24 protein-coding genes are annotated in these 24,948 nt (G+C 35.6%); 3 read left to right on the top strand and 21 right to left on the bottom strand.

All coding sequences use genetic code 11. The annotated features are described in order from the left end of the window. Positions 1-126: 126 nt before the first annotated feature. A complete protein-coding gene (locus J2772_RS02975) occupies positions 127-441 on the top strand; it encodes a DUF4286 family protein (RefSeq protein WP_068943475.1) in 315 nt (104 codons plus the stop codon). A 44-nt stretch (positions 442-485) separates the two neighbouring features. Here the strand turns inward: J2772_RS02975 and J2772_RS02970 are convergent, their stop codons facing one another. The 5 genes from J2772_RS02970 to J2772_RS02950 all read right to left on the bottom strand — a co-directional run bounded on the left by J2772_RS02970 (position 486) and on the right by J2772_RS02950 (position 2,642). Beyond that, complete coding sequence (locus J2772_RS02970) at positions 486-701, bottom strand: hypothetical protein (protein ID WP_209913138.1); 216 nt, start codon at positions 699-701, stop codon at positions 486-488. 83 nt (positions 702-784) lie between these two features. Beyond that, positions 785-964, bottom strand: a complete 180-nt coding sequence (locus J2772_RS02965; protein ID WP_209913136.1) for a quinol oxidase subunit 4 — start codon at positions 962-964, stop codon at positions 785-787. Positions 965-1,097: 133 nt separating this feature from the next. Continuing rightward, positions 1,098-1,589 (bottom strand): GNAT family N-acetyltransferase, encoded by a 492-nt coding sequence (locus J2772_RS02960; RefSeq protein ID WP_209913134.1) that lies wholly within the window; start codon positions 1,587-1,589, stop codon positions 1,098-1,100. 4 nt (positions 1,590-1,593) lie between these two features. Then, positions 1,594-2,106, bottom strand: coding sequence for a DUF421 domain-containing protein (locus tag J2772_RS02955; protein WP_209913132.1), 513 nt, complete (start codon positions 2,104-2,106; stop codon positions 1,594-1,596). A 116-nt stretch (positions 2,107-2,222) separates the two neighbouring features. After that, on the bottom strand, positions 2,223-2,642 hold the full coding sequence (locus tag J2772_RS02950) for a DUF6640 family protein (protein WP_209913130.1): 420 nt from the start codon (positions 2,640-2,642) through the stop codon (positions 2,223-2,225). Positions 2,643-2,821: 179 nt separating this feature from the next. Between J2772_RS02950 and J2772_RS02945 the strand changes: the two genes are divergently transcribed. Continuing rightward, the gene (locus J2772_RS02945; RefSeq protein ID WP_245365076.1) at positions 2,822-3,175 is read left to right on the top strand and encodes a winged helix-turn-helix transcriptional regulator; all 354 of its coding nucleotides are present in this window, start codon (positions 2,822-2,824) and stop codon (positions 3,173-3,175) included. Between the two features lie 171 nt (positions 3,176-3,346). On the opposite strand, the gene J2772_RS02940 is transcribed toward J2772_RS02945, so the two are convergent. Genes J2772_RS02940 through J2772_RS02910 form a run of 7 tightly spaced genes read right to left on the bottom strand, consistent with a single transcriptional unit; the run spans position 3,347 to position 13,076 of the window. Continuing rightward, positions 3,347-4,516: a DUF2931 family protein gene (locus J2772_RS02940; RefSeq protein ID WP_209913128.1), complete on the bottom strand. Its 1,170-nt coding sequence runs from the start codon at positions 4,514-4,516 to the stop codon at positions 3,347-3,349. A gap of 10 nt (positions 4,517-4,526) precedes the next feature. Beyond that, positions 4,527-5,684, bottom strand: coding sequence for a DUF2931 family protein (locus tag J2772_RS02935; RefSeq protein ID WP_209913126.1), 1,158 nt, complete (start codon positions 5,682-5,684; stop codon positions 4,527-4,529). 10 nt (positions 5,685-5,694) lie between these two features. Continuing rightward, positions 5,695-6,849 (bottom strand): DUF2931 family protein, encoded by a 1,155-nt coding sequence (locus tag J2772_RS02930; RefSeq protein WP_209913124.1) that lies wholly within the window; start codon positions 6,847-6,849, stop codon positions 5,695-5,697. A 10-nt stretch (positions 6,850-6,859) separates the two neighbouring features. Then, a complete protein-coding gene (locus J2772_RS02925; protein ID WP_209913122.1) occupies positions 6,860-8,026 on the bottom strand; it encodes a DUF2931 family protein in 1,167 nt (388 codons plus the stop codon). Positions 8,027-8,037: 11 nt separating this feature from the next. Then, positions 8,038-9,201 (bottom strand): DUF2931 family protein, encoded by a 1,164-nt coding sequence (locus J2772_RS02920; protein WP_209913120.1) that lies wholly within the window; start codon positions 9,199-9,201, stop codon positions 8,038-8,040. Positions 9,202-9,211: 10 nt separating this feature from the next. Continuing rightward, positions 9,212-11,113 carry a phospholipase effector Tle1 domain-containing protein gene (locus J2772_RS02915; protein ID WP_209913118.1) on the bottom strand — a complete coding sequence of 634 codons (1,902 nt, stop codon included), beginning with the start codon at positions 11,111-11,113 and terminating at the stop codon, positions 9,212-9,214. A 10-nt stretch (positions 11,114-11,123) separates the two neighbouring features. After that, complete coding sequence (locus J2772_RS02910) at positions 11,124-13,076, bottom strand: type VI secretion system Vgr family protein (protein ID WP_209913116.1); 1,953 nt, start codon at positions 13,074-13,076, stop codon at positions 11,124-11,126. 170 nt (positions 13,077-13,246) lie between these two features. On the opposite strand from J2772_RS02910, the gene J2772_RS02905 reads away from it, so the two are divergent. Next, entirely contained in the window at positions 13,247-13,789 is a 543-nt protein-coding gene (locus J2772_RS02905) for a DUF3828 domain-containing protein (RefSeq protein WP_209913114.1), read from the top strand. 30 nt (positions 13,790-13,819) lie between these two features. Here J2772_RS02905 and J2772_RS02900 read toward each other — a convergent pair whose 3' ends face one another. From J2772_RS02900 to J2772_RS02860, 9 genes are all read right to left on the bottom strand, one after another. Next, a complete protein-coding gene (locus J2772_RS02900) occupies positions 13,820-13,954 on the bottom strand; it encodes a bacteriocin-like protein (RefSeq protein WP_084220996.1) in 135 nt (44 codons plus the stop codon). Positions 13,955-14,135: 181 nt separating this feature from the next. Continuing rightward, positions 14,136-14,960, bottom strand: a complete 825-nt coding sequence (locus J2772_RS02895) for a hypothetical protein (RefSeq protein WP_209913112.1) — start codon at positions 14,958-14,960, stop codon at positions 14,136-14,138. A gap of 90 nt (positions 14,961-15,050) precedes the next feature. Then, a complete protein-coding gene (locus J2772_RS02890; protein WP_209913110.1) occupies positions 15,051-15,650 on the bottom strand; it encodes a hypothetical protein in 600 nt (199 codons plus the stop codon). Between the two features lie 9 nt (positions 15,651-15,659). Then, positions 15,660-18,491, bottom strand: a complete 2,832-nt coding sequence (uvrA, locus tag J2772_RS02885) for an excinuclease ABC subunit UvrA (RefSeq protein WP_209913108.1) — start codon at positions 18,489-18,491, stop codon at positions 15,660-15,662. A 454-nt stretch (positions 18,492-18,945) separates the two neighbouring features. Then, positions 18,946-19,836, bottom strand: a complete 891-nt coding sequence (gene bla / locus J2772_RS02880) for a class A beta-lactamase, subclass A2 (protein ID WP_209913107.1) — start codon at positions 19,834-19,836, stop codon at positions 18,946-18,948. A gap of 119 nt (positions 19,837-19,955) precedes the next feature. Further along, positions 19,956-20,885, bottom strand: a complete 930-nt coding sequence (locus J2772_RS02875) for a DUF3829 domain-containing protein (protein ID WP_209913105.1) — start codon at positions 20,883-20,885, stop codon at positions 19,956-19,958. Between the two features lie 23 nt (positions 20,886-20,908). Then, positions 20,909-22,792, bottom strand: coding sequence for a type VI secretion system baseplate subunit TssF (locus J2772_RS02870; RefSeq protein WP_209913103.1), 1,884 nt, complete (start codon positions 22,790-22,792; stop codon positions 20,909-20,911). A 24-nt stretch (positions 22,793-22,816) separates the two neighbouring features. Beyond that, entirely contained in the window at positions 22,817-23,257 is a 441-nt protein-coding gene (locus tag J2772_RS02865; RefSeq protein ID WP_209913101.1) for a GPW/gp25 family protein, read from the bottom strand. A 171-nt stretch (positions 23,258-23,428) separates the two neighbouring features. Continuing rightward, positions 23,429-24,841 (bottom strand): APC family permease, encoded by a 1,413-nt coding sequence (locus tag J2772_RS02860; RefSeq protein WP_209913099.1) that lies wholly within the window; start codon positions 24,839-24,841, stop codon positions 23,429-23,431. Positions 24,842-24,948 lie beyond the last annotated feature (107 nt).

Raw genomic sequence — 24,948 nt, 5'->3', positions numbered from 1 at the left:
AGTCAGACCCTTAGCTGGAAGTCTGAAAATTATTTATTTTGAATTTTTATTAACGGGCTAATTTACGAAAAAAATGCCGATTTTTGCCCTAGAATTTATCCACAAAATCTTAAAAATTCTTAAAATATGAGTGTATTAAGTATAACTTTCCACTGTACAAAAAATAATCTGGAAGAATGGGAAAATTATATTGATGAAACCCTGATTTTAATGACTGAAAATCTGATGGATGTTAATCAGTACATCTTATCTGAAGTTCACAGCGATTATATTGATGAAGGAAAGAATTACAATCTTCTTCTGATCTTTGATAATGATGAGCTGAGAAATGATTTTCTTGAAAGCGAATTGAAAAATATAGCAGAACGAATTGAAACTCAATTCGGACAGGAAGTTCTGATCTTCGATACGCTTCTGAATCCGAAAAAATCGAGGCTGTAATGATAAAAGTAAAAGCACTGAAATTTTCAGTGCTTTTTTTATTTTTATCTGTGATGTCCATGACCATGGCCTCTGTGATGATGACCGCGATTGTCATAGATATATACTTTTTTGGCGTGCCCAGGTGCATAATATCTTGCACTTCCACCATACACTCTTTTTGCATGACCGGGAGGCATTCCTCTTCTCTCATGAACAACACAAGATGATAGCGCTATGGCTATCACGCCTGCCGCTACAATTTTCAACATACTTTTCATTATTTCACTTTTTCAAACTTAGAAGCGAAATGTATCAAGGTTAGTGCCAAAAAAAATTATCTAATTTCCGTTTTACCCCCTTTTTAATACCCACCTCTCTTTTTTACCTGTCCGGGAGCATAGTCTTTTGCACTTCCGCCATATATTTTTTTAGCTTGTCCCGGTGGAACCTTTTTAGGCCCATTACCGTGGGCATGGACTACACATGAGGTCATCATCAACATTACGATAAGAGCTCCTGTAATTTTAATTATACTTTTCATTATTTCTACTTTTTCTATCTTAATACATCTCCTATAACAATGTTTAGGCCAAATTGTTTTAAGTTTTAAAGTTCAATATTTAATGTTGATTTTCTACGGTGAACTGCTTTCTTAACCTCATTACTCATTACCCTTAGATAATTTCACTTCTCTTCTCCATCATGACAAGGTCTTTCCATTCTCCGTTGAGTTTTCCTAATTTTTTGCGAACACCTACCACCCTGAAGCCATTTTTCTGATGAGATTTGATGGCCATTTCATTTTCGGAGAAGATATTGGTCTGCAATGTCCAGAATCCATGGTTTTCGCTATCCAAAATTATCTTTTTAAGCAGCACCGAACCCAATCCTTTGCCTTGGTATTCATTATCGAAATAAATGCTTACTTCTGCTACTCCTTTAAACGCCTCTCTTTTACTTACAGGTTTTAAGGCACACCATCCTACCACTTCATTATTTTCGTTTTCCAATACCCAACGGCAGTCATTGAAATATTCCATACTCCAGGCTTCTGCTGTAGGAACTTCTGTTTCCAAAGTAGCAATACCACCTTCTACTCCCTGTCTGAAGATTTCCAGTATTCTTGCTTCATCATTGGGAAGCATTTCTCTTAATTCGTAATTCATAGGATTAATGATATTTTCTTTTGTTCTTTCTTTTTATTCTTGCATAATGGGTTTGCTTGCTTTTCTCATCCTGAGAGACCACACTGATATTCCCATCTACTTCTAATACAGATAATTTGACATCTTTGATATTTTCTATACCATGTTCTCTTATCGCTTCCTCCAGTTCGTTCTCAGTAATTTTCACCCGATTTAAAGCTGTCTGATCTGCAACTCCATCTCTTATTAAAATAACAGGTTCATCCTGCATAAAGGATTCAAAGGAACGATTGGAAAACATGAGTCTCTTCAAAAGGAAGTTAGCGGCAAATAAAACCAATGCTGCCACAATACCGCCCTGTAATGAAGTATCCGGTCCTACCATTGCATTCTGAACAGCATTCGAGATCAATAACAGCAGAACAACATCTCCGGCATTGAGCTGTGAAAGTTGGTTTTTACCAAATAAACGGATCGCGATTACCATAAAAAGGTAGACGCAAAGGGAACGAACCGCAACATTAAGAATAGGATCCACAATTTTTTTATCTACTCAAATGTATTGATTTTTATCATTCATTACTTATAGTTGAGTTGATTTTTTGCTAATCCTTAAAGAAATAATAATCAGATTTCTATTTTTTTAATAATGAATTATTTTAATCTATCTGAATGTTTTGATTCTAAAAAGTAGGCTATTATAAGTAGTAAAAACATAGCACCATCTAATATGAACTGTATAGGCCACTGACCAGGGTAGGAAAACTCCGGATCAAACAAGGCTGTTCCCGGAAATAAAATAGACATTGCCTGCGTTATCCAATAAAGACTGGCAAAGATGATTGAAAGTCTAAAAACATCCCATTTATCACCTTTCTGAACCCAAATAAACCACAATGACAAGAGTCCCAGTACTGCACCGAAGAGCATAGTCTGCGCATTATGAAATTTTGCATGTGGAGGCCAGCGGGGATTGAAGATATGGGTATGATTCCAATCAGCAATATATGCCCCAAAAAGAGTGATTAGAGCAACGAGTGTTACAAGTAATTTCCCTGTTGTTATTGATTTCATTTTTAGTAAATTATTTTGTTAGGGTTAAGTTATAAGATCTTTTAATTTGGGAAAAGGTCTGTTTGATAACTACACTTCAGCTTTTCATATGATAAAGTTACTTACTTTTGTATATGCTTTATGAGCTGGTTACCAAAAGGTAATCTAAATGAGAACTCAACTACAAAATTCGTGGAGCGATGAACAGTAAAAAAGAAACACATAAGGATTGTGAAGCAGGAATGCTTTATTTACAGGATACGCTGGAAGCGATCCATGGAAAATGGAAAACCTTGGTTTTATTTTCTATCATGAATGGTAATAAACGTTTCAAAGAAATAAAGAATAGTATTCCTAAGATTAGTGGAAAAGTTTTAGCGAAGGAATTAAGAGACCTGGAGCAAAATAAACTTATTAACAGAACTATTCAGGATGATTCCCTTACGATCATTGAGTACACTCCTACCCAGCATACCACCACTTTAAGATCTGTATTTATATCTATGATCGATTGGGGAAAAGTTCACAGAAAGAAAATCATTGAAGATTGGTAGTCTTTCTTTATCTTTTTATCCTGCTGAGCTACTCTATATCTTTGATTAGTGTCTGAAGATAAGTCTAAAGAATAGGTTTCAACATCTACTTCTATCAGTGCCTGATTCAGGTACTTTTCAAATAGTTATTTTTGACCTGTATGTGTTATTTTTTTTATCATTAAAAAAACATTATTCTTCCTGCCAATATTCCAAATCAGTTGGCTTTTCAAGAGGAATTCTTCCTTCCCATTTAGGTACTACAAATCCTTTGGGAAGTGTATATTTTGAAACTTCATATTTTCTAGTTTCATTATTGAGTTTAGCTAATCGAAACTTCATAATACGTTCTTTTGAAGTTGAACTTTGTAGCCAGATTGTTCCAAATGTATAATTTCCAGAAGGATTCAACTTATCCATTACGTACACAATATGGACATTTTTATTTTTTTGATAAAATGATTCAAAAGTATTTTGAAAATCAACAGGGAAAACAATCTCTCCTTTGTACCATTGCTTATTATCTTGTGAAATCCATTGAACGACTGTATGAACAGGCAATTTCCCTTCTTTCACACCGTCCGTAATATGATTAGATAACCAATCCTTGTAAGTAATAATAAATTGATTCTCATTTAGAAATATATAACTACCGTCTTTTGAAAAAGCTGTAACCGATTCATAAAAATCACGATCCTCCTCACTGCTAAAACCTATATCATATTTATAAGTTTTTTCACCTTTTTCCCAAGCTGAATAGGGAATACCATGTAGATATTGATACTTACTTGCTTCAGAATTAATATACTTGTGAGAAACTCTTAATTTTGCTTGGGATTCCATATAAGCTTTGTCATCTCCTCTCCAAACCCCTTTATTGGGAATTTTAAGCCTTATAATTTCTGTATTACCAGTTTGGCCGCTCATCCAGATTGTAGCATTCCCTCCAGGTGCTATCCCTGCTATGATCTGAGTATAGTTTTCTTTTTTTCCATTAACTATTTTCCCTTTCTTAAACAATTCAAGCATCTTTTCTCTGGGAAGTTTTGCTCCTCCTTCATAATAGTTTCCATCTGCTTCGTCTCCCCATTTCATATAAATGCTATCAGGAACTTGTTTATAAATATCTCCCCCTACATATCCCCCACTTGACAATCCCCAACCTGGATCAGCACCAATGGTGGCAGAAGTACCTGCAACACTTCTTCCTTTATAAAAAAACTCAATAGGCATCGGAGCAGCTGAATAGAACTTGGGTGCTGACCAAGCTACATTCCATTCGAATTTATCCTTAGGCTCACAGCTTATTATTAACAATAAGTTTGGTAAGAATAATGCTATACTTTTTATTTTTTTCATCATTAAAAAAACATTATTCTTCCTGCCAATATTCCAAATCAGCTGGCTTTTGAAGAGGGATTCGGCCTTCCCATTTGGGAACTACAAAACCTTTGGGAAGAGTGTATTTCGGTGACATCAGTTTTTTCTGTTCATCATTAAATCTTCCTAATCGAAAACGCATCGCTTGATCCTGCTTCTGCTTATTTACAAAATAGATAACCCCTTCAACAAAGTCACCTCCTGTATCTTTAGGGATTGTCACAATCATTCGATCATAGTGACCTTTTTCAAATCTTGCCTGAAGATTTTGTGGTAAAACAACAGAGCCTTCAAACCATCGGGATTCTTTGTCATAAGAATGCCAGATCAAATCCATCTGCACAGGGAGTTTTAGTAGATGCGATGGATTAGGATTTTTGGGATAGCCAATAAAACGATTAGACCATTTTAAAAAGTAAGGTGTAGAATCTAAAAAATAGACACTTCCATCTTTTGAATAATAAATGATCGAATATTTATAATCTTCTTCACTGCTAAAGCCCAGATCATATTTATATTGCTTATCTCCTTTTTCCCATGTTGAATAAGGAATACCATGGAGATAACGAAATTTACTTGTTTCAGTATTAATGTATTTATCAGAAACTCTCAATTTTGCTTCTGATTCCATATAAGCATTGTCATTTCCTCTCCAAACTCCTTTATTGGAAATTTTAAATTTTGTAATTTCTGTATTCCCAGTTTGGCCACCCATCCATATCGTAGCATTTCCTCCAGGCGCCATTCCTGCTATGATCTGAGTATAATTTTCTTTTTTTCCATTAACTACTTTTCCTTTTCTAAATAATTCCAACATCTTTTCTCTGGGAAGCTTAGCTCCTCCTTCATAATAGTTCCCATCTGCTTCATCACCCCATTTCATATAGATACTATCAGGAACAGCTTTATAAATATCACCACCTGTATACCCTCCGCTTGTTATTCCCCAGCCAGGAGCAGATCCTATTGTCGCGGAAGTACCTGCAACACTTCTTCCTTTATAAAAAAACTCAATAGGCATCGGAGCAGCTGAATAGAACTTGGGTGCTGACCAAGCTACATTCCATTCAAATTTATCCTTGGGGTGACAGCTTATTATTAACAATAAGTTTGATAAGAATAATGCTATGTTTTTTATTTTTTTCATCATTAAAAAAACATTATTCTTCCTGCCAATATTCTAAATCTGTTGGCTTTTGAAGAGGAATTCGGCCCTCCCATTTGGGAACTACAAATCCTTTGGGAAGAGTGTATTTCGGTGACATCAGTTTTTTCTGTTCATCATTAAATCTTCCTAATCGAAAACGCATCACCTGATCCTGCTTCTGCTTACTTACAAAATAGATAACTCCTTCAACAAAATCTCCTCCTGTATCCTTAGGGATTGTCACAATCATACGATCATAATGCCCTTTTTCAAATGTTGCCTGAAGATTTTGTGGTAAAACCACACTTCCTTCAAACCATCGGGATTCATTATCATAAGAATGCCAAATCAAATCCATTTGCACAGGGAGTTTTAACTGATGTGATGGATTAGGGTTTTTGGGATAACTGGCAAAACGCTTAGCCCATTTCAGAAAGTAAGGCGTAGAATCTAGGAAATAGACACTTCCATCTTTTGAATAATAAGTGATTGAATATTTATAATCTTCTTCACTGCTAAAACCTAGATCATACTTATATTGTTTATCCCCTTTTTCCCAAACTGAATAGGGAATACCATGAAAATACCGATATATATTAGCAATTTTAAATCCCTCAGATACCTTTTCATGTTCTTCAACATATTTCTTATAACTCTTATCGTTTTCTTTCCATATTCCCATATTCTTTGCCTTAAAATGAGTAACCTCAGTACCTGAACCTCCTCTTCTCATCCAAACTGTTATATTACCTCCCGGTGCAAAACCTGCAACTATTTGGCTATAAGCTAATTTTTCACCATAAGAATCTACTATTTTATTTTTAAACAAGTTGAGCATTTTTTCTCTTGGTAATTTATGACCAACTTTATATTGAATTCCATCTGCATCACAAATCCAACTTACTGATATACTATCCGGAACAGATTTGTAAATATAACCACCTGTATAACCTCCACTCGTTAAACCCCAACCGGGTTCTATTCCCCCAGCAGAAGCCCCAACAATACTTTTTCCTTTATAAAAATATTCTACAAACGGGCCTGATGCTCCATAATATATAGGTGCAGAAATTCCTACATTCCATTCAAATTTATCCTTAGGCTCACAGCTTATTATTAACAATAAGTTTGGTAAGAATAATGCTATACTTTTTATTTTTTTCATCATTAAAAAAACATTATTCTTCCTGCCAATATTCCAAATCAGTTGGTTTTTGGATAGGGATTCTTCCTTCCCATTTCGGTACTACAAATCCTTTGGGAAGAGTGTATTTTGAAACATCATATTTTCTAGTTTCATTATTGAGTTTAGCTAAGCGAAACTTCATAATACGTTCTTTTGAAGTTGAACTTTGTAGCCAGATTGTTCCAAACGTATAATTTTCAGAAGGATTCAACTTATCCATTACGTACACAATATGGACATTTTTATTCTTTTGATAAAATGTTTCAAAGGTATTCTGAAAGTCAGAAGGAAAGACAATTTCTCCTTCATACCATTGTTTTTTATCGTCAGAAATCCATTGTACTGTTGTATGAACAGGAAGCTTTCCTTCTTTTACTCCAGCATTAATATGGTTAGATAGCCAATCTTTATAGGGAACAATAAATTGATTTTCATTTAAAAATATATAGCTACCGTCCTTTGAAAGAGCTGTAACCGATTCATAAAAATCGCGATTCTCTTCACTGCTAAATCCTATATCATATTTGTACGTTTTTTCGCCTTTTTCCCAAACAGAATAAGGTACTCCATGCAGATAACGATATATGTTAACTTCTGAATTAATAAATTTTTCTGAAGAAAGAATCTCTTTTTCAATCTTTTCAGCCTCTTCACTTTCTTTCCAAATTCCTTTATTTTTGGCTTTAAAGTTTATTATTTCTTTATTACTTCCTTGCCCAGACATCCAAACTATTACATTTCCCCCTGGGGCAAAGCCTGTAATAATCTGACTATATTTTTCTTTTTCTCCCTTAGAATTCCTACCATTTTTAAACAAATTCAACATTTTATCTTTGGGAAGTTTATATCCGCCTTCATAGCGATAGCCATCTATAGCACAAATCCATTTTACAAAAACACTATCCGGAACAGGTTTAAAAATTTCTCCTCCTGCATAGCCGCCACTAGTATTACCCCAACCAGGATCTGCACCAATACTGGCTGAAGCCCCAGCAATACTTTTTCCCTGATAAAAAAATTCAACAAATGGACCACCATTTCCATAAAACTTGGGCGCTGACCATGCAGCATTCCATTCAAATTTATCCTTGGGGTGACAGCTTATTATTAACAATAAGTTTGATAAGAATAATGCTATGTTTTTTCTTTTTTTCATCATTAAAAAAAACATTATTCTTCCTGCCAATATTCCAAATCAGTTGGCTTTTCAAGAGGAATTCTTCCTTCCCATTTGGGAACTACAAATCCTTTGGGAAGAGTATATGCTGATACATAAAACTGTCTCGTTTCATTATTTAGCTTAGCCAATCGAAATTTCATGATACGCTCTTTGGAGGTGGAACTTTGCAACCAAACTGTTCCAAATGTGTAATTTTCAGAAGGATTCAACTTATCCATTACGTACACAATATGGACATTTTTATTCTTTTGATAAAATGTTTCAAAGGTATTCTGAAAGTCAGAAGGAAAGACAATTTCTCCTTCATACCATTGTTTTTTATCGTCAGAAATCCATTGTACTGTTGTATGAACAGGAAGCTTTCCTTCTTTTACTCCAGCATTAATATGGTTAGATAGCCAATCTTTATAGGGAACAATAAATTGATTTTCATTTAAAAATATATAGCTACCGTCCTTTGAAAGAGCTGTAACCGATTCATAAAAATCACGATTCTCTTCACTGCTAAAACCTATATCATATCTATAACTCTTTTCTCCTTTTTCCCATACTGAATAGGGAATACCATGAAGATAAGCATATTTCAAAATATCTTTTGCTTCATTTCCTGTTGATGTCCAAAGAGTAACTGAATTAGAATCATCTTTATTGGTCTCTCCTACGCGCTTGGCTCTTATTTTAGTAATTTCTTCATTCCCAAACGAGCCAGAGAGCCAAACTGTTATATTACCTCCAGGAGCCATACCTGTAACAATTTGGCTATAATTTTCTTTTTCCCCTTTAATTTTTTTTCCTCTTCTAAATAGTTCCAACATTTTTTCTCTTGGAAGTTTTGCTCCAACTTTATATTCAATCAAATCAAGGCCACAGCGCCAGCTAACAGAAATACTATCAGGAACAGGTTTAAATATTTCACCTCCTGTATAGCCACCACTTGTCATTCCCCAACCAGGATTTATCCCTACATTAGCAGATGTTCCTGCCACCCCATTTCCTTGATAAAAATATTCTACAAATGGACCTCCTGATATATAATTTTTTGGCGCAGAAATTCCCGCATTCCATTCAAATTTATCCTTTGGCTCACAACTTATTATTAACAATAAAGCTGGTAACAATAATACTATACTTTTAATTTTATTTATTTTTATCATACATTCTTATCTAAGGGTACCATTTTTCTCTTTCATAATAAATATTACCATCTTTATCTACTTTAGGGGCTATTGGCTGGTTGACAAAACCTACACTTTCCAGAAGATGATGATCCCCGGTTTTAACCCCTATTGCAGCGAGTCCTCCAAAGTTAGCAGAAAGATGGATATAATGGTTACAGATATGCTGATATATTTCTGAAGATATTGTATAATTTCCAACCCCTTCTTTTTTACTTTCATCCAACATCAGATCCATATACTGTTTCAATACTTTATATTTATCCGTATCTGGAATTTCATATTCAAATTTTTTCTTTACATCTGGTGATTTATTATAATCGTCATAAAAAGGCACCTTATTATCAATAGCTTTTTGCAACATCATATACATCGCTACTAAACTGTATTTATTAGAAATATACCGGGAATCTTCCAGAATATAGTGGTCTGATTCTTTGGTTTGGAATATCTGAAAATAAGGACTTGTGGATACTGTTTTTTCTTTCTCCGGGAAATCCGGTTCCGCTTTGATCTCCCGCGTCCCCACTCCTGCACTGGTCACCGTTGTTTCTTTTACATGATCGTAAGTATTTCTAAATGCAATTTCTTTTTCTGTAGAAATGCGTTGGTTGATATAAAACTGTCTTATTTTTTCTTTTTCCTTAAGCGTTTTATCATCTCCCACTTTCACATCAAAATAATCCAAAACAGCGGTATATTTATCCAGATGGGCATAGCCGCCTCCTATATCCGAATGGGCGCCCAGCATCGATATAGTATAACCTTCTTCTGTGGGAGTTAATGCAAAATTTTTCCGCCATTCATTATGGGCGGTAATATGAAAAATCTTTTTAATCCCCAATCCGGATACTTTCGTTTTGATGTCCTGAAGCGAAGCCTGTCCCAGAAATGCCGCAATACTGTAAGGAACAGTTAAAGGATTTGTAATGAGAGCGCCCGCAACTTTATACCCAATATTTTCTTTCACCACCATATCGGAAATTACCGTATCAAATACACCCAGAAAACGGATTTCTATGGTAAAGGTATCTCCCACCGGTTGATATCCTGCTTTGCGCAGTCTTTTTCCAAAGAAGCCACCTGCATGTTCTGAAACATAAGAGATCTTGGGACGTCCCATTTTAATATCCATTTCATCCCGCATTACAGTATCATATTTTACCGATTTCTTGACTTCATTGCAAAAATGCCTTGCCGCTGCAGCTCCCCTGCTGAATCCGAAAACATCAAATACAATCTTATTGATCTTCTTATCTTTAGGAATATTACTAAATTCATTTTCTATAACGCTTTTAATTCCTTCCTCTACTCTACCAATTACCCCCCAATCTCCTCTTCCTGCACAGGAACCTGCAATATCATCTTCTTTATCCTGTTTTGTTCCTATGCCTTCTACATATTGTTTTAAAATAGCATACTCCCCATATTCCGGATACTCCTTATCATTTTTAGTATTCAATTTTTTCTTATAAAGATCAAACAGTTTTGCAACGTTGGAATATGGATTCCAGTAACTGTCGCGGTCTGAGATTTTAATCTTTTTTTGTTTTCCGGTTTTGGGATCTTTTATGGTTTCATAATATTCCTGAGGAACGGTATCATTTTTATAATAGGTTTCCCCGGAGTTGATCTTACTGTAATAGGTTTTATCAGAATTATACCTGTTATTTCCGGTGCCATCAAAAAACATCCCGATAAAAACATTTACAGAATCTTTAGGCTGATATGCTGCCGCTTTTTCTACCGCGGATCCATGATGAATATCTTTATCTGCATTCAGATTATTCAAACCTGATGCATTAATATTGGTATTTCCTTCAGAGTACAGGTTATACCCTTTTTCGGTGACCTTGGTATATTTCCCGTTGACAATTCTTGTTCTGCTCATAGGAAAAATATTAATGATTATGACCTTTTTCGCCGCTATTCATAAAGATTGAACTTTTCGTATGGCTTGTAAAATTTTCTTCTGTACTGAAATTCATTTCTTTTCTTGAAATTTCATTACGTTCCTGTTTTACTTCGCTGTGCACATCTCCTTCTATCAACTCTGTGAGCTTTCCAGTGATGAAAACCTGGGAATCTCCTATCACGGAAGAGGTTTTTATCATGCCCACACTTTCACTATGATTCATTGTTACGGTATCTGTTTTATTCATTCCAACGCTGGTAGACATATTTTGCCCCACATTGATATTGAGGTTTCCACCTGCATTGAAGTTGATGTCATTAGGTGCGGATACCGTGATGTTTCCTTTTCCATCCATGAAATAATTGTTACCACTTGGATCTACAATATTTACACTGCCTTCAGCATCATTCATCAGAATACGGATACCACTTCTGGTCTGAATAGATTTTAAGTGATTATTCACGCCACCGCCAAGGGCTACCCCTCCATGAAACATTCCGCCCATCACGAAAGGACGATCCGGATGGTTATGTACAAATCCTACCATGACCTGGTCTCCCACTTCAGGAATGGCCACATAGCCTCTGTTTTGGGTGATCTGATCTGTTCCCCCTGCGTCCGGACTCATTACTCTGATAAAATCTGTAGTTTCATTAAGCTGCCACAGAAATTTTACTTGTACACGTCCTTGTCCCAAAGGATCTTCGTTGGAGATCACTACTGCCGGCTGTGTTTCTGCAAAAGGAGTTGTAAATTCAGGTTTCGGGATGAATCCCGTATCAGAAGCAATGGCTTCAAAGCTTCCTTTGTAATGACCTAAAGTATCAATCTCATGGATAACTTTTGTCATCATTAATTTTGTGAAATACCCTGTTTTGCTGGAATCGGGTTTTCTCAGATAAAGATCTGCTGTACATCCGGGATATAGAAACGGCATTGTGGTATCACCGGATACTACAAATACATCTACCCCTTTACTTCCCCATACCCCTGTCTGAGAATTCACCACATCCATATCAGTAGCTGCTTTAATGGGAGCCGACTGAAGTGAAGGGGTCTTGAAAATATTTTCATTATTGGTATAAGCGGTCTGGGCAAGATTTCCCATATGTTTTAAAGGAGTTTCTCCTGAAGTCAGCATAACATTTTTACTGCTGTTATATCCATAATAACCGGGCCGGGTATGAAGTGCTCTAAGCTCGGTATGAATATTTGAAGCATTACTTCCACTTATCAATTCAAGGGGAGCTGCCGGAGCCGGCATATTTCCGAAATGCAGGACTTCTCCGTCATAGAAAAACTGTTCTCCATAGGCTTCTGCCAATCTGCATAAATAATTATAATGCGTTTCATTGTACTGGGAGCTGTAGACAATTTGCGACGAGGCTTTGGCATTCACCCTAAAGTCATACCAGAACCGATCTATCCCCTGTTTGATTACCTCATCCGCTATAATTCCTGTATTCACAGGCTGGGATCCCCCAAAGCTCTGGGTATGGGGAGCGCCATCCAAAAGAATGGTAGGACTGAAGCCTTTTAAAACAATATTTCCCAAACTGTGAGCTTCCTGACTGAAACCTACTTTGGTAATGATCCCTACAAAAACTCTCTCAGGGCTATTTTTTGTTTCGAAATCTTTGTAAGCAATTTTAATGGTCAGTCGCTTTCCTAAAAACGCGTTAGCCTGTTCCAGCTGATGTCCCTGTTTTTCAGGTAAGGCATCGTGAGCCAGTGTTAATTCAAATTCATGATGGGTTACAGCACTTTGTTTTAACTTAAAATGTTTAAAACTTGAAATGATTTCTCCGCTGATTACTGCAGACAGTTTGACAATGCGGTTGATTCCTGCTGTATTATTTTCTTTTACTGCCTGAGCATTATCAGGAGCACGGTATCCATCAGTAAAGGATACGCGTTCTGAAGTCGTATTTTTTTTCATGCCTTATATTTGTGTTATTCAGGATATAATTATTACAAATATAAAAAAAAAATAAAATTAAATCCAAACCAAGGGATATACAATTGTTTTATTAGGATGCTTCAAAAATAGCCTAACAACTAATGACTTGGTACATCTTTTGAATTTTCAGAAAAATAATATTCTATAATATGATACGACCACTTTTTCTATATGTAAGCTTCATCTTCTGCTTTATTGCCTGCAGTAAAACAACACCTCCATCCACAGAAAAAAAACTGATTACAGAAAAAGTAAATCAGCTTTATAATCAATACGGAAAATCGAATGAAGCGGTGTATAATCAACCTATTTCGGATGATTTATTTTCTCCGGAACTGAAAACAACATTGGAATCCGCAATCAATGCTTCAAAAGCTGATATTGAGAAAGTGAAAAACAGCGATCATCCGGATGAGAAACCTTTGATCTTTGAGGGGGCAATCTTTTCAAGTTTATATGAAGGATATACCAGTTACACTATCAAACGTATCAATGTTCGAGACAAAACTGCAGAAGCTCTTGTACAATTTGAATACAATATGACTACCCCAAAGGTATCATGGACTGATAGAATACAACTTATTGATTCTGATAAAGGATGGAAAATTGATAATATTGTTTTTGATTCTACAGGAAACTCCAAAGATCTTAAAAAGAGTATGACAGACTTTATCCAATATACAAAACAATGAAAAAGCCGCTTAAAAAAGCGGCTTGATTTTTTATGGACACTGAACGATTGGAATTTCGCTGCAAAATACTTTGTTTGCCCATTCGCAATACGTACAATATTGTTTTGGCTGTCCTCCGTACACTGACTTCAAATCTACTTTAGTCAGTTTCTTTAAATTTTTCATATAGCTTTAATTTTATGGTTTTGTAAAATTAAAACGAATATTGTTATACATTATTATAATTTAATGGTTAAAATTTTCATTATTCACACTTTTACGCCTGAAAAATCCTGTCTGAAAATATTATATTTTATGAGTTTAAGAAATACATCTATTGACATTCAAAGCCTTAGAATTCCCACCATTAAAGACATGGCAATCCAAGAAGGTCCATTTCGGAACTCCAAAGCAGCTTCACTTTTTCTTTATCATCTAATTCAAAAACGGCTCTTTCCGGAAACTGGCAATTGGAACCTGATTTCTTATCATGCCATTTGAAATCATCATAGTAGGTGAAATACAGATTTTTATAGTTTCCATAAACGATTGGATTGTAGTTTCCAAACCCATAGTTATTTTCCGTACTTTCTTTAGCCGCTGATTTTTTAATAGACTTATTGATCTCTGAATAATTATTCTCATATTTCAGCGGAATTTCTTTTTCTGAAGCAATAAGCGGGTTTCCAACAATATTTTTATCAACGTTTAGGATATAAGCGATATAATCGTTTCCACATTCTGTAGACTGGAACACCACCCGCTTTATGGTACACTCCTGAAAAGACTTGGTACCATACACAAAATATGAGTCTTTCATTTCTTTTTTAAAGGTATCTTCAAACCTTTTATTGTAGTACAACGGGCCTACAGATATGGTATCATAATATTTATAATCCTTCATATCCCTGCCATATATCCACGGGATAGAATCTTTGACGAGGAAATTTTCATATTTTTTTGATAGTGGATCATCCTGATCACCAAACTGAACAGGAATACATATCGCTATATCTTTATCGGTAAGCTGATAGACTCCAAAAATAGTGCTCTTATCCGGTTTATACTCTGGCTCAACTACTGTAACATTATTCTTTTTTTGAACTGTTACTTCTGTAGGTACAGCTACTTCTTTCTCTTTTTTGCATGATAAAAGAAGTGGAAATACTGAAAGGATGATATATTTTTTCATGATTGAATAGCTTGGATTTGAGGGATAAAAATAAAAAAAGAATCTGCTATCGCAAATTCTTTTGTATAATTCATTAATCTATTTATTAGATTATAATCCTTTAATTATCCTTCTGGTTTCAAGTTCGTCAAGGATAAACTGTGCATCACTTTCTGTAATATATTTACATTCATAAAGCCAATGAATCCTTGCTACCTGTGTCTGGATAGGAATCAAATTATCTATCCTATAATATTCTTTCAGATAATAATCTTTCTTGCTCTTCCTGATTTCAGCTATAAAGGCATCTACCTTTTCCATTTCTTTTTTTGAGTATGAAAAATTGAGGGGTTTTGCTGCTGCAAGACTTTTGGAACTTTCTGCTCTAAATTCATTATTGCACAATCCACCTACAATGAGAGTAGGAAGCATAGCCAAAACAAAAACAATCATTCCTGATGATACTGAAAAATTGTAAGATTGATTAATAACGATAGTAAGCAATATCGAATTAAACACCATAGATATACTGATGAGCACCAGCACCCAATCTTTTTTCTTTCTAAGCACTGTTTCATCATCATAAATATCTGCGAAATGCACTTTATATTCATGTAACTCTTTGATAAAGCTATTTTTTACAAAGACTCCATCTTCCTTAATTTCAAAGTAGGTTGTATTTCTCCCGCTTTTTTGCGTCAATGTCTTCATATAAAGTTTTTATTCCAATTCTCTCTTCAGAAACTTCCCTGTCAGACTCTTTTTAGACTTCACAATTTCCTCGGGAGTTCCCTGTGCAACAATCTGTCCACCATATTTTCCTCCTTCCGGACCTACATCAATAATATGGTCTGCCAGTTTAATCACATCCATATTATGTTCAATAATGATGAATGAATTTCCTAGTTCTACCAATTGATTGATGGCATCCATCAGGATTTTTACATCTTCAAAGTGAAGCCCTGTTGTAGGTTCATCAAGGATATAAAGGGTATTTCCGGTTTGTCTTTTTGCCAGTTCTGTAGCTAACTTAATACGCTGGGCCTCTCCTCCAGAAAGTGTTGTAGATTGTTGCCCTAATGTAATATATCCTAATCCTACATCCTGCAAAGTTTTTACTTTAGCAAAGATTTTTGGAATCGGTTGAAAGAAATCTACCGCTTCATCAATGGTCATATCCAACACATCGGAAATTGATTTCCCCTTGTAACGAACTTCCAGTGTTTCCCTGTTAAAACGTTTTCCGTTGCAGGTTTCGCAATGAACGTATACATCCGGAAGGAAGTTCATTTCAATCACTTTTAATCCACCACCCTGACAGGTTTCGCATCTTCCGCCTTTTACGTTGAAAGAGAATCTTCCCGGTTTGTACCCGCGGATCTTACTTTCAGGTAATTCTGCAAAAAGGTTTCGGATATCTGTAAACATTCCTGTATAAGTTGCCGGATTTGAACGTGGTGTTCTTCCGATCGGAGTTTGGTCTACATCTACAATTTTATCAATATTATCTAGCCCTTCGATCTTTTTGTATGGTAAAGGTTCCTGAACTGCTCTGTAAAAATGTTTGTTAAGGATTGGATATAGTGTTCCGTTAATTAAAGAAGATTTTCCACTTCCTGAAATTCCGGTTACCACGACCAATTTTCCAAGAGGAACATCCAGAGTTACATTTTTCAGGTTATTTCCTGTGGCTCCTTTCAGAACTATATTTTTTCCGCTTCCTGCTCTTCTTTCAGCCGGTATTTCAATTTTTCTTTTCCCATTGATATACTGAGCGGTGATGGTATCTGCTTTTAAAAGATCTTTTGGTTTTCCCTGCCAAAGGATTTCACCTCCAAATTTTCCTGCTCTTGGACCAATATCCAATACCTCATCGGCTTCCAGAATCATGTCTTTATCGTGTTCTACTACTAAAACAGAGTTACCAATATCTCTAAGATTCTTTAAAGAATGAATCAGTCTTTCGTTATCTCTCTGGTGAAGCCCGATACTTGGTTCATCTAAAATATACAGAACATTCACAAGCTGGGACCCAATTTGGGTTGCCAGACGAATCCTTTGTGATTCTCCTCCTGAAAGGGTTTTTGAACTTCTGCTTAAACTCAGATAGTCCAATCCTACATCTAGTAAGAACTGAAGTCTGGTTTCGATTTCTTTTAAGATCTCGTGAGCAATAATTTTATTTTTCTCTGAAAATTTATCTTTAACATCGGCCAGCCAATCTTTCAAATCTGCTAAACTTAGCCCATTGACCTCAGCAATATTCTTTCCATCAATTTTAAAACTTAAGCTTGAAGGCTGAAGACGGGTTCCGCCACATTCCGGGCATGTTTCTTCTGTGGTGAAATGTCTTTCTAATAAAATAGCTTCGTAGGATTCTCTTTCATCAATAATTTCTTCCATGAAGGCAATCAAACCATCAAAGCTGATCTTGATCTTCTTGGTGATTCCCGCATATTTCAGGTCTTTATTGAATTCTTTGTGACATCCGTTATAAATATAGTCCAAAGCTTCTTCCGGAATATCCTGTAATGGCGTTGTCATTCCCAATCCGAAGATTTCAAGAATGTTCTTGATTTGTGCAAGAATCCATTTATTGGACTTAATATCTTCCAGTGGCAGTAAACCTCCCTGGTTGATAGATAGTTTCGGATTATCAATGAAATAATCAGTATTGATCTTTTTGATCGTTCCCAGTCCTTTACAGTTCGGGCAGCTTCCTTTTGGAGAGTTGAATGAAAAAGTATTCGGTTCCGGTAAGGCTAAGGAATGTCCTGTTTCAGCATCCATCAGGTTTTTGGAGAAATATTCAATATCTGTACTTCCCAATTTCTGAATTCCGATGATTCCCTCTCCCATTTCCATTGCGGTACGCAGAGATTTTTCCATTCTTCCTTCTGAAGCACTTTCCCCGATAATCCAACGATCGATCACAATATCAATATCGTGGGTTTTATAACGGTCAAGTTTTAAATCGTATTCAATATCCTGTAACTCACCATCAATTCTAGCCTGCCCATAGCCTTTTTTAGCCATCTGTACGAAAAGTTCATGGTAATGTCCTTTTCTGGAACGTACAACAGGTGCCAGTAACATAATCTTTTCTCCTTTATAGTTGTTCTTAATGGTATCAAGGATCTGATCTTCAGTATAACTTACCAGTTTCTGCCCTGTAGACAATGAGTAAGCATCCGAAACCCTTGCATACAAAAGACGAAGATAGTCATAAAGCTCTGTAACAGTTCCTACAGTAGAACGCGGATTTTTATTGGTTGTTTTCTGCTCAATGGCAATAACGGGTGAAAGTCCTTCAATTTTATCTACATCGGGACGCTCCAATCCACCCAGAAACTGGCGGGCATACGCAGAGAATGTTTCTATATAACGACGCTGGCCTTCTGCAAAAATAGTATCAAAAGCCAGTGAAGATTTTCCACTCCCGGAAAGCCCGGTAATTACTACCAGTTCGTTGCGCGGGATCTTAACATTAATATTCTTTAGGTTGTGTTCACGTGCTCCGTAAACTTCTATATATTCTGTTGATTTGCTCATAATTCGGAGTGACTTTGCCTGAAAATCACGACGTGCAAAAATACGGAAATTTTATGAATTTTTTTTTATTCTGACTGGGTTAAAATTTTCATAATAGAAGTTTATTTTCCGGATGTTATCACAATATTTATTATAAATGTTCTTTATAGGTTTGGGCTAAAGCCAATGAATAGGCTATTATTGAAAAAACGGACTGAAGCCCGTTTATATTGAATTTATTTTCCCACGGATTACCCTGATTTTTACAGATGATTGTGGAGATTATAATGGTGTATGTTTGAGTGTTGATGATGATATACAGCTTTATTTCATTTTTTTTCTGATAGATAACGAGTTTTATATATCGTTGGAATTCTTCATTTCACTTCGTTTCTTTCAGCATGACACTGTATAATAAATTGATGACAAGATTAGTTTAAAATTGTTTTTATGTTATCATCATCTGCTAAAGTCTTTATGGTTTATTTACATAGTATTCCCAAACTACGCTTCCTATATCCGCAATGATTTTTTCTGTGTCTTTCATTTCTTCATTGATATTTTTCAGGTAGACGGATAAAATGAAGTGTCTTCCATTGGGAAGTTTTACAATTCCAACATCATTCATCGCAGCTCTTATATTCTGTTCGTTTCTTCCTGAAATTCCTGTACGATGAGCTAATTCTGTTCCTGCCGGTAACCCCGCTTTCATCCAGGTTAATCCTCTTGATGTTTCTACCATGATCTGATATAAATATTTTGTGGTTTCCTTTTTCAGTACTTTTCCTTTATAGAATTTTTCTAAAAGATCTGTCGTCGCTAAAGGGGTTGATGTGTTGACAAAATAGGATTCAAAGGTGTTCATTTGCTGTTCATTCAATCGGATGGTGAAATTTTTAATGCCCTGCTGATTGATAAATTTCTGAACAACAGGAGCTCCTCCCACCATCTTCAAAAGAATATCACAACCATTATTATCGCTGTGAGAGACAGTATATCTTAATAATTGATCTAGTGTCAGATACATATTTCCTTTCGGATATTCTTCTCTGATCGGGCTCCATGTTTCGGGGAGCAATTCTTCTTTTTTAATCAAAAACTTCTGATCCAGTTTTAGTTTTCCTTTGTCTACCTGATTTAAAACAGCCAATGCAATATGGAATTTAAAAACACTCAGCATCGGCATTTCTTTATTTCCATTGATGCTCAGCGTATCTTTATCTTCAATTCCTTTTAAAGAAACTCCAACGGTTGCATTTTTCATTGATATGATCGTGCTAATCTTACTTCTCAGATCCTGCATCGACTGGCTTTTTAACTGAATACTAAAAAGACAAATTGATATAAAAAGGGATGCTTTTCTCATTTAACTAGGTTAGTTTTTAATGCATTAAATTTTTGTAGAGTGTATATAAAAAATGCCGTATTTCCTACGGCATTTCATATTTTAAAATTGATTGCTGATATTGTAACGAATCAAAGAGGTTACTTCACAAAGATGTTGTAAGCACTCAATACACTTTCATAGGATGAATCGATCTGCTGGATATCATTATCCTGAATCTTTCCTTTCTCTTTAGCATCTCTTATCAGTTTTCTGTAAAGATCTAAAAAGTTAGAAGCATTTTTATTAAAGGTCTCAAACTGAGATTTTTTATAAGAATACTGCTGATCTTTCACATCAAAGTTTAGCTTGGCATTGGCTTCTACTGCTTTGGCATATTCGTCATATTTTTTCTGGGCTTCCACTTCATTAAATTGTCCGGAATACTGTCTCCCCAAAAGATCGACTACAGAGTCCATTGAATTCATCACGTTTTTGGAAGAAATAATATACTCTTTCATCGGGTGATCTTTCAAAATAACTTCCTCTGCAGCGTCTGTAGCAGGTTTGATCTTGATCATAATATTTTCTCCGGCAGCATAGAAAGCATTCACATCGCCCTCAATTTCTTTTCTGATGGCTTCTGCTTTTGCTCCTTTATCATCTTTATAATCTTCCGAAGTCATATAGGACTTAAGCTCTTCAACCTTTTTGTCTATATTTTCTTTTTTAGCCTTATAAATACTGAATTCTTTTTCAATAGCGGCTTTGTCTTTATCAAATCCAGATGGGATTTCCTTAATCTTTGAAAAGGAATAATCCATTGAGGTTAATGTAATTGGTATGATCAATCCATTTTCACCTTTTGATTTGGCCACTACTGCATCTGCATATTTTAAGATTCTCTCAATATGTTTTGATGTACTTTTATAAGAGTCTATAAAATTGTTATTAAAATCAATAATAGCATTTGCATCTGCCTCGCCTCCCAGGTTTAAAACTGCATTCCCAAATTTTCCTGCACCTTTTTTACAGCTAACCACAGTAGCAGTTAAAGACAGGGCCATTGCAAGTACAATAATCTTCTTCATATTTTTTGTTTTAATTTTCTAATTTACATATCCTGGAATTCGACGTCCTCATTGGTTACTTTCACCAGATATTCAATACCGTCAATTGCTTTGGCAATGATCTGGTTTCTGGTGATATTAGCCATATTTTCCCAATACGCTCTTCCATAGAAAGAATAATTCTGTGGAACAATTTCTACCTCAACGGTTCTTACGAAACCTTCTTTAGGTTTGTTACTAATCATTGTTCCTCTTCTCACTCTTACTTCTCTCAATTCATCTTTCAGGATCATTCGGCAATAGTTTTTGACATCTTCAAGGGAAATAATTTTGTCTCTTGTTGTCAAAGCATATTTATAAGCCTGAATACTGTCGGTTCCTTTTTGTTCTTCAGCACCACCTAAGGTTTCTGTAAGCAATACAACAGTCTGAGATTTCAACTGATTGGAAAGTTCAGTTCCTGGGCGCATATGGTTAGCTAATGTGCAATGCGTGATCCAGAAAGAAGCATACGTGTGGTCTGTTTTTTCTACAGGTTCCATAATGACGTAATTAAGTTCCTGTCTGATATTTCTCTTGGCATTGTTCACTTTCTGCACCATGGACTTCATCTTGTCGGACATTTCGCTGAGAACTCCTTTTACATTATCTCTGTTTAAAAGGGAAAATGCAGCAATCTCATCTCTTGTCAGTTCCAACACGTTAGCAATCATATCTACAGCATTTCTGCTGGTGAAACGTTCCATTCCCCCTTTTCTCACAGTGTATAATCCTTTTTTAAGATCATCTGCAGGAGTAAATGGTATTTCGGTGTATTTTCTTCCGTCTCCATCCTGTACCTCATCTACATATAAGAAGTGTTCTCCTTCGTCTGTTACTAAAGGAATATTGTTTCCCATAATATCAAGACTGTATTCTGTTTTTTTCCAGCCTCTGTTATAGATTGGGAAAGCATTCAGTACAAAGGAGAAGTTATCCAGAATTTCTGCTGAGAATTGTGGTGGAAACTCAAAAGTAAGCCATAAATAGCGCTTATTATCAAGATATTTTACAATCTCTTCTTTTCCGGCAAGGAAATCAAGGTTTTGTGGAAGCTGCCCCGGTTCTGAGAACAAGCTGCTGGAAAGTCCGGTTATTTCGATAAATTTATGACGGTAGATACTTTTGATATCTTCAATTACCTTGCTTCGGATAGATTGTTCTTTAAACATCTGCTCATAACCATCCGTAGCACTTTCTGTAAGATAGCTTAATCCTTCTCTTACAAACAAAGGGTTTCCATTACTTGAAACATTAATATAAGGTAATAGCTTATATACAAAATCAAGATGCTCGAAAGCCGGATTGGAGCAGAATATGCTCATGTATTTAGGAAAATATTCACTGACATATTTACTGACATCAACCCCTACCGTAACCTTTCTGTAATCTTCAGGTCTACCGTTAAATCTTGAAATAGGGATTTTATTGAATCTGTCATCAATACTGTAACAGGTATTCCCTACAAACATTACGGAAGTGTGAACTTTATTAATCCTAACATTCCCTACTGGAGTAAAAGGAATATTTAATTGTTTATCCGACTCTGATTTTACTGTGGAAGTCATTTGCTTACGGAAGAAAAACTCCGTGTGCTCCAATAAAACTTCGGTAGAATCATAAGGCTGTGTAAAAGCAACCGCATGAGCCGGAATAGGATGAGTATAAATAGATGGAGTTAACAGCTTTGCCAGTTTTTCAAGAATTCGGGCATTTACTGTTTGTATTTCATTATTCGCTTTAAAAACTTCTGTACTGAATGCATCAATTAATAGTTTTACAAATGGATCTAAAGACTGCGGACTTTTCAATCCCCATACTTTAGTTGCATTCTGAAGCATTCTTGCTTTTACAGATTCTTTGGAATAAATATTTTGATCTAGGTTCATAATTTTTTTTCGCTGTTAGAAATATTAATCAATAGACATTGGGCTCAGGAACAGTTCTGTTGAAAAACTGAAACGTTCTCCTGTTTCCTCCATCTTCGCATTGATGGCAATTCTTACTTTCTTTTTGATTTCGGTGTGTTCTTTGGTATCGTAACTGTGCTCTACAAATTGGATATTGGCATCTATCTGTGGCTGTACAATTCTTGGTTCATATTCCAGAATCTGTCTTCTGAGACTTTTTACAAAAACGTTTTCCCAGATGGCACTGGTTACTCCATTATCGAATTCCAGATTCCAAACATCGTTTCCATAGTTTTCATCGTATCTGTTCTCCCCTTTTTTGGTGGTGATCAGCAGCATAATATTGTGAGCAATACTTTCTCCCATACCGCAGGTATCGATACTTCCCCCTTCTGTCATTAGTGTAGACGGTACAAAGGGCATTCTGTAATTTGGTGTATCCATAACTTATTGTTTTTTACTTCATGGTTTCGTTTACTTAAAAACGGAATACCAAAATACACATTTTCACTAAATAATTGTTATAATAAATTAAAATATTATTCAAAAGCCAGGGCCTTCAAACTGAATTGAAAGCCCTGAAACTATTATCTGTATTGTATTCATTATGTTACTCTATTGATCTGCTTTTCTCCGGTTGATGAAATAATATACCGGAAGTCCTAGCAGTACCAGTAAAAATCCTGGCCAGGTGTATTGTTGCTTATATATTAATAATAGGATACAGAAAACAGTTCCTATAATAAGGTATATGATAGGAGTCACAGGATATAACCATGTTTTATAAGGTCTTTCCAAAGTGGGTTGTTTAATTCTTAAATAAATAACTCCAAAAACCGTAATCATATAGAACAGAACGATTACGAAAGAAATCATATCCAACAGATTTCCGTATTGTCCACTCAAACATAGCAAGGAAGCCCAGATTCCCTGCATCCACAATGCATTTTCCGGCACTTCATTTTTATTATTTTTTTCTGCAGATTTAAAGAACATTCCGTCTTTGGCCATCGTTTGGAAGACCCTTGCTCCAGCTAAGATCAATCCGTTATCACATCCGAAAGTGGAAATCATTACTAATACGGCAATAATAATGGTTCCTGCATTTCCAAAAATATTTTGTGACGCTGCTACGGCTACCCTGTCATTAGTAGCAAAGGCAATACTGTCTCTATCCAGAGCATTTAAATACACAAAATTAACAGCTATATATAAAATCATCACGGCAGAAGTCCCGTAGATCATTGATTTTACAACATTTTTCTTTGGATTTTCAATCTCCCCGGAAACAAACGTTACACTTTCCCATGCCACAGAGCTGAAAACAGATCCCACCATCGCAGCAGCAATACCGCCCATCAAAGTCATTCCACCAATAGATTCCCAGCCTTCTTTCAGGAAATTTCCACTCAGATCCTTTTTCAGATTATTAAAAGAGTCCATTCCCAAGCTGAAATTTTCAGATAAATGAGAAAAATCTACAAGAATAAATCCTGCAGCAATCAATCCTAATAAAGCTAAAATTTTAGATCCTGTAAAGATATTCTGTAAAAACTTTCCACTTTCTACGCCTCTTGTATTGATATAAGTAAGCAGAAGAATAACTGCGATAGCTAAAATTTGTATCCATGTAATTTTAAATTCTCCACTTTGGAAAATAGGTGCGGCATCATTAAGTGATGGTACCAGATAGGCTGTAAATTTACCGAAAGCCATTGCCACGGCAGCAATTGTTCCTGTTTGTATCACTGTGAACAGTCCCCAACCGTAAAGAAATCCCATTCTTTTACCGAAGATCTCTTTCAGGTAAGTATATTGTCCGCCAGCCCTTGGGAACAGGGCAGAAAGTTCACCATAGCTTATTGCAGCAGCTACTGTCATTATTCCTGTGATGATCCAGACCACAATCAGCCAGTAACCGGAGCCCAGATTACGCATCATGTCAGCGCTTACAATAAAGATTCCGCTTCCAATCATAGAGCCCATCACAAGCATAATGGCATCCCATAGTTTCAGTTTTTTATGCATAGTCAAGTATAGGTTTCAAATATAAACAAATCTACCTTTCATTTTGAATTTTATTAAAAATTTACACAAGCACCTGTTTATTATTAAATTTTATCGATTTATGATTC

Origin of the sequence: Chryseobacterium jejuense, assembly GCF_017877355.1 — a bacterium.
In the GTDB taxonomy this organism is placed as follows: Bacteria; Bacteroidota; Bacteroidia; order Flavobacteriales; family Weeksellaceae; genus Chryseobacterium; species Chryseobacterium jejuense_A.
This window is presented reverse-complemented; position numbering and strand designations above follow the sequence as displayed.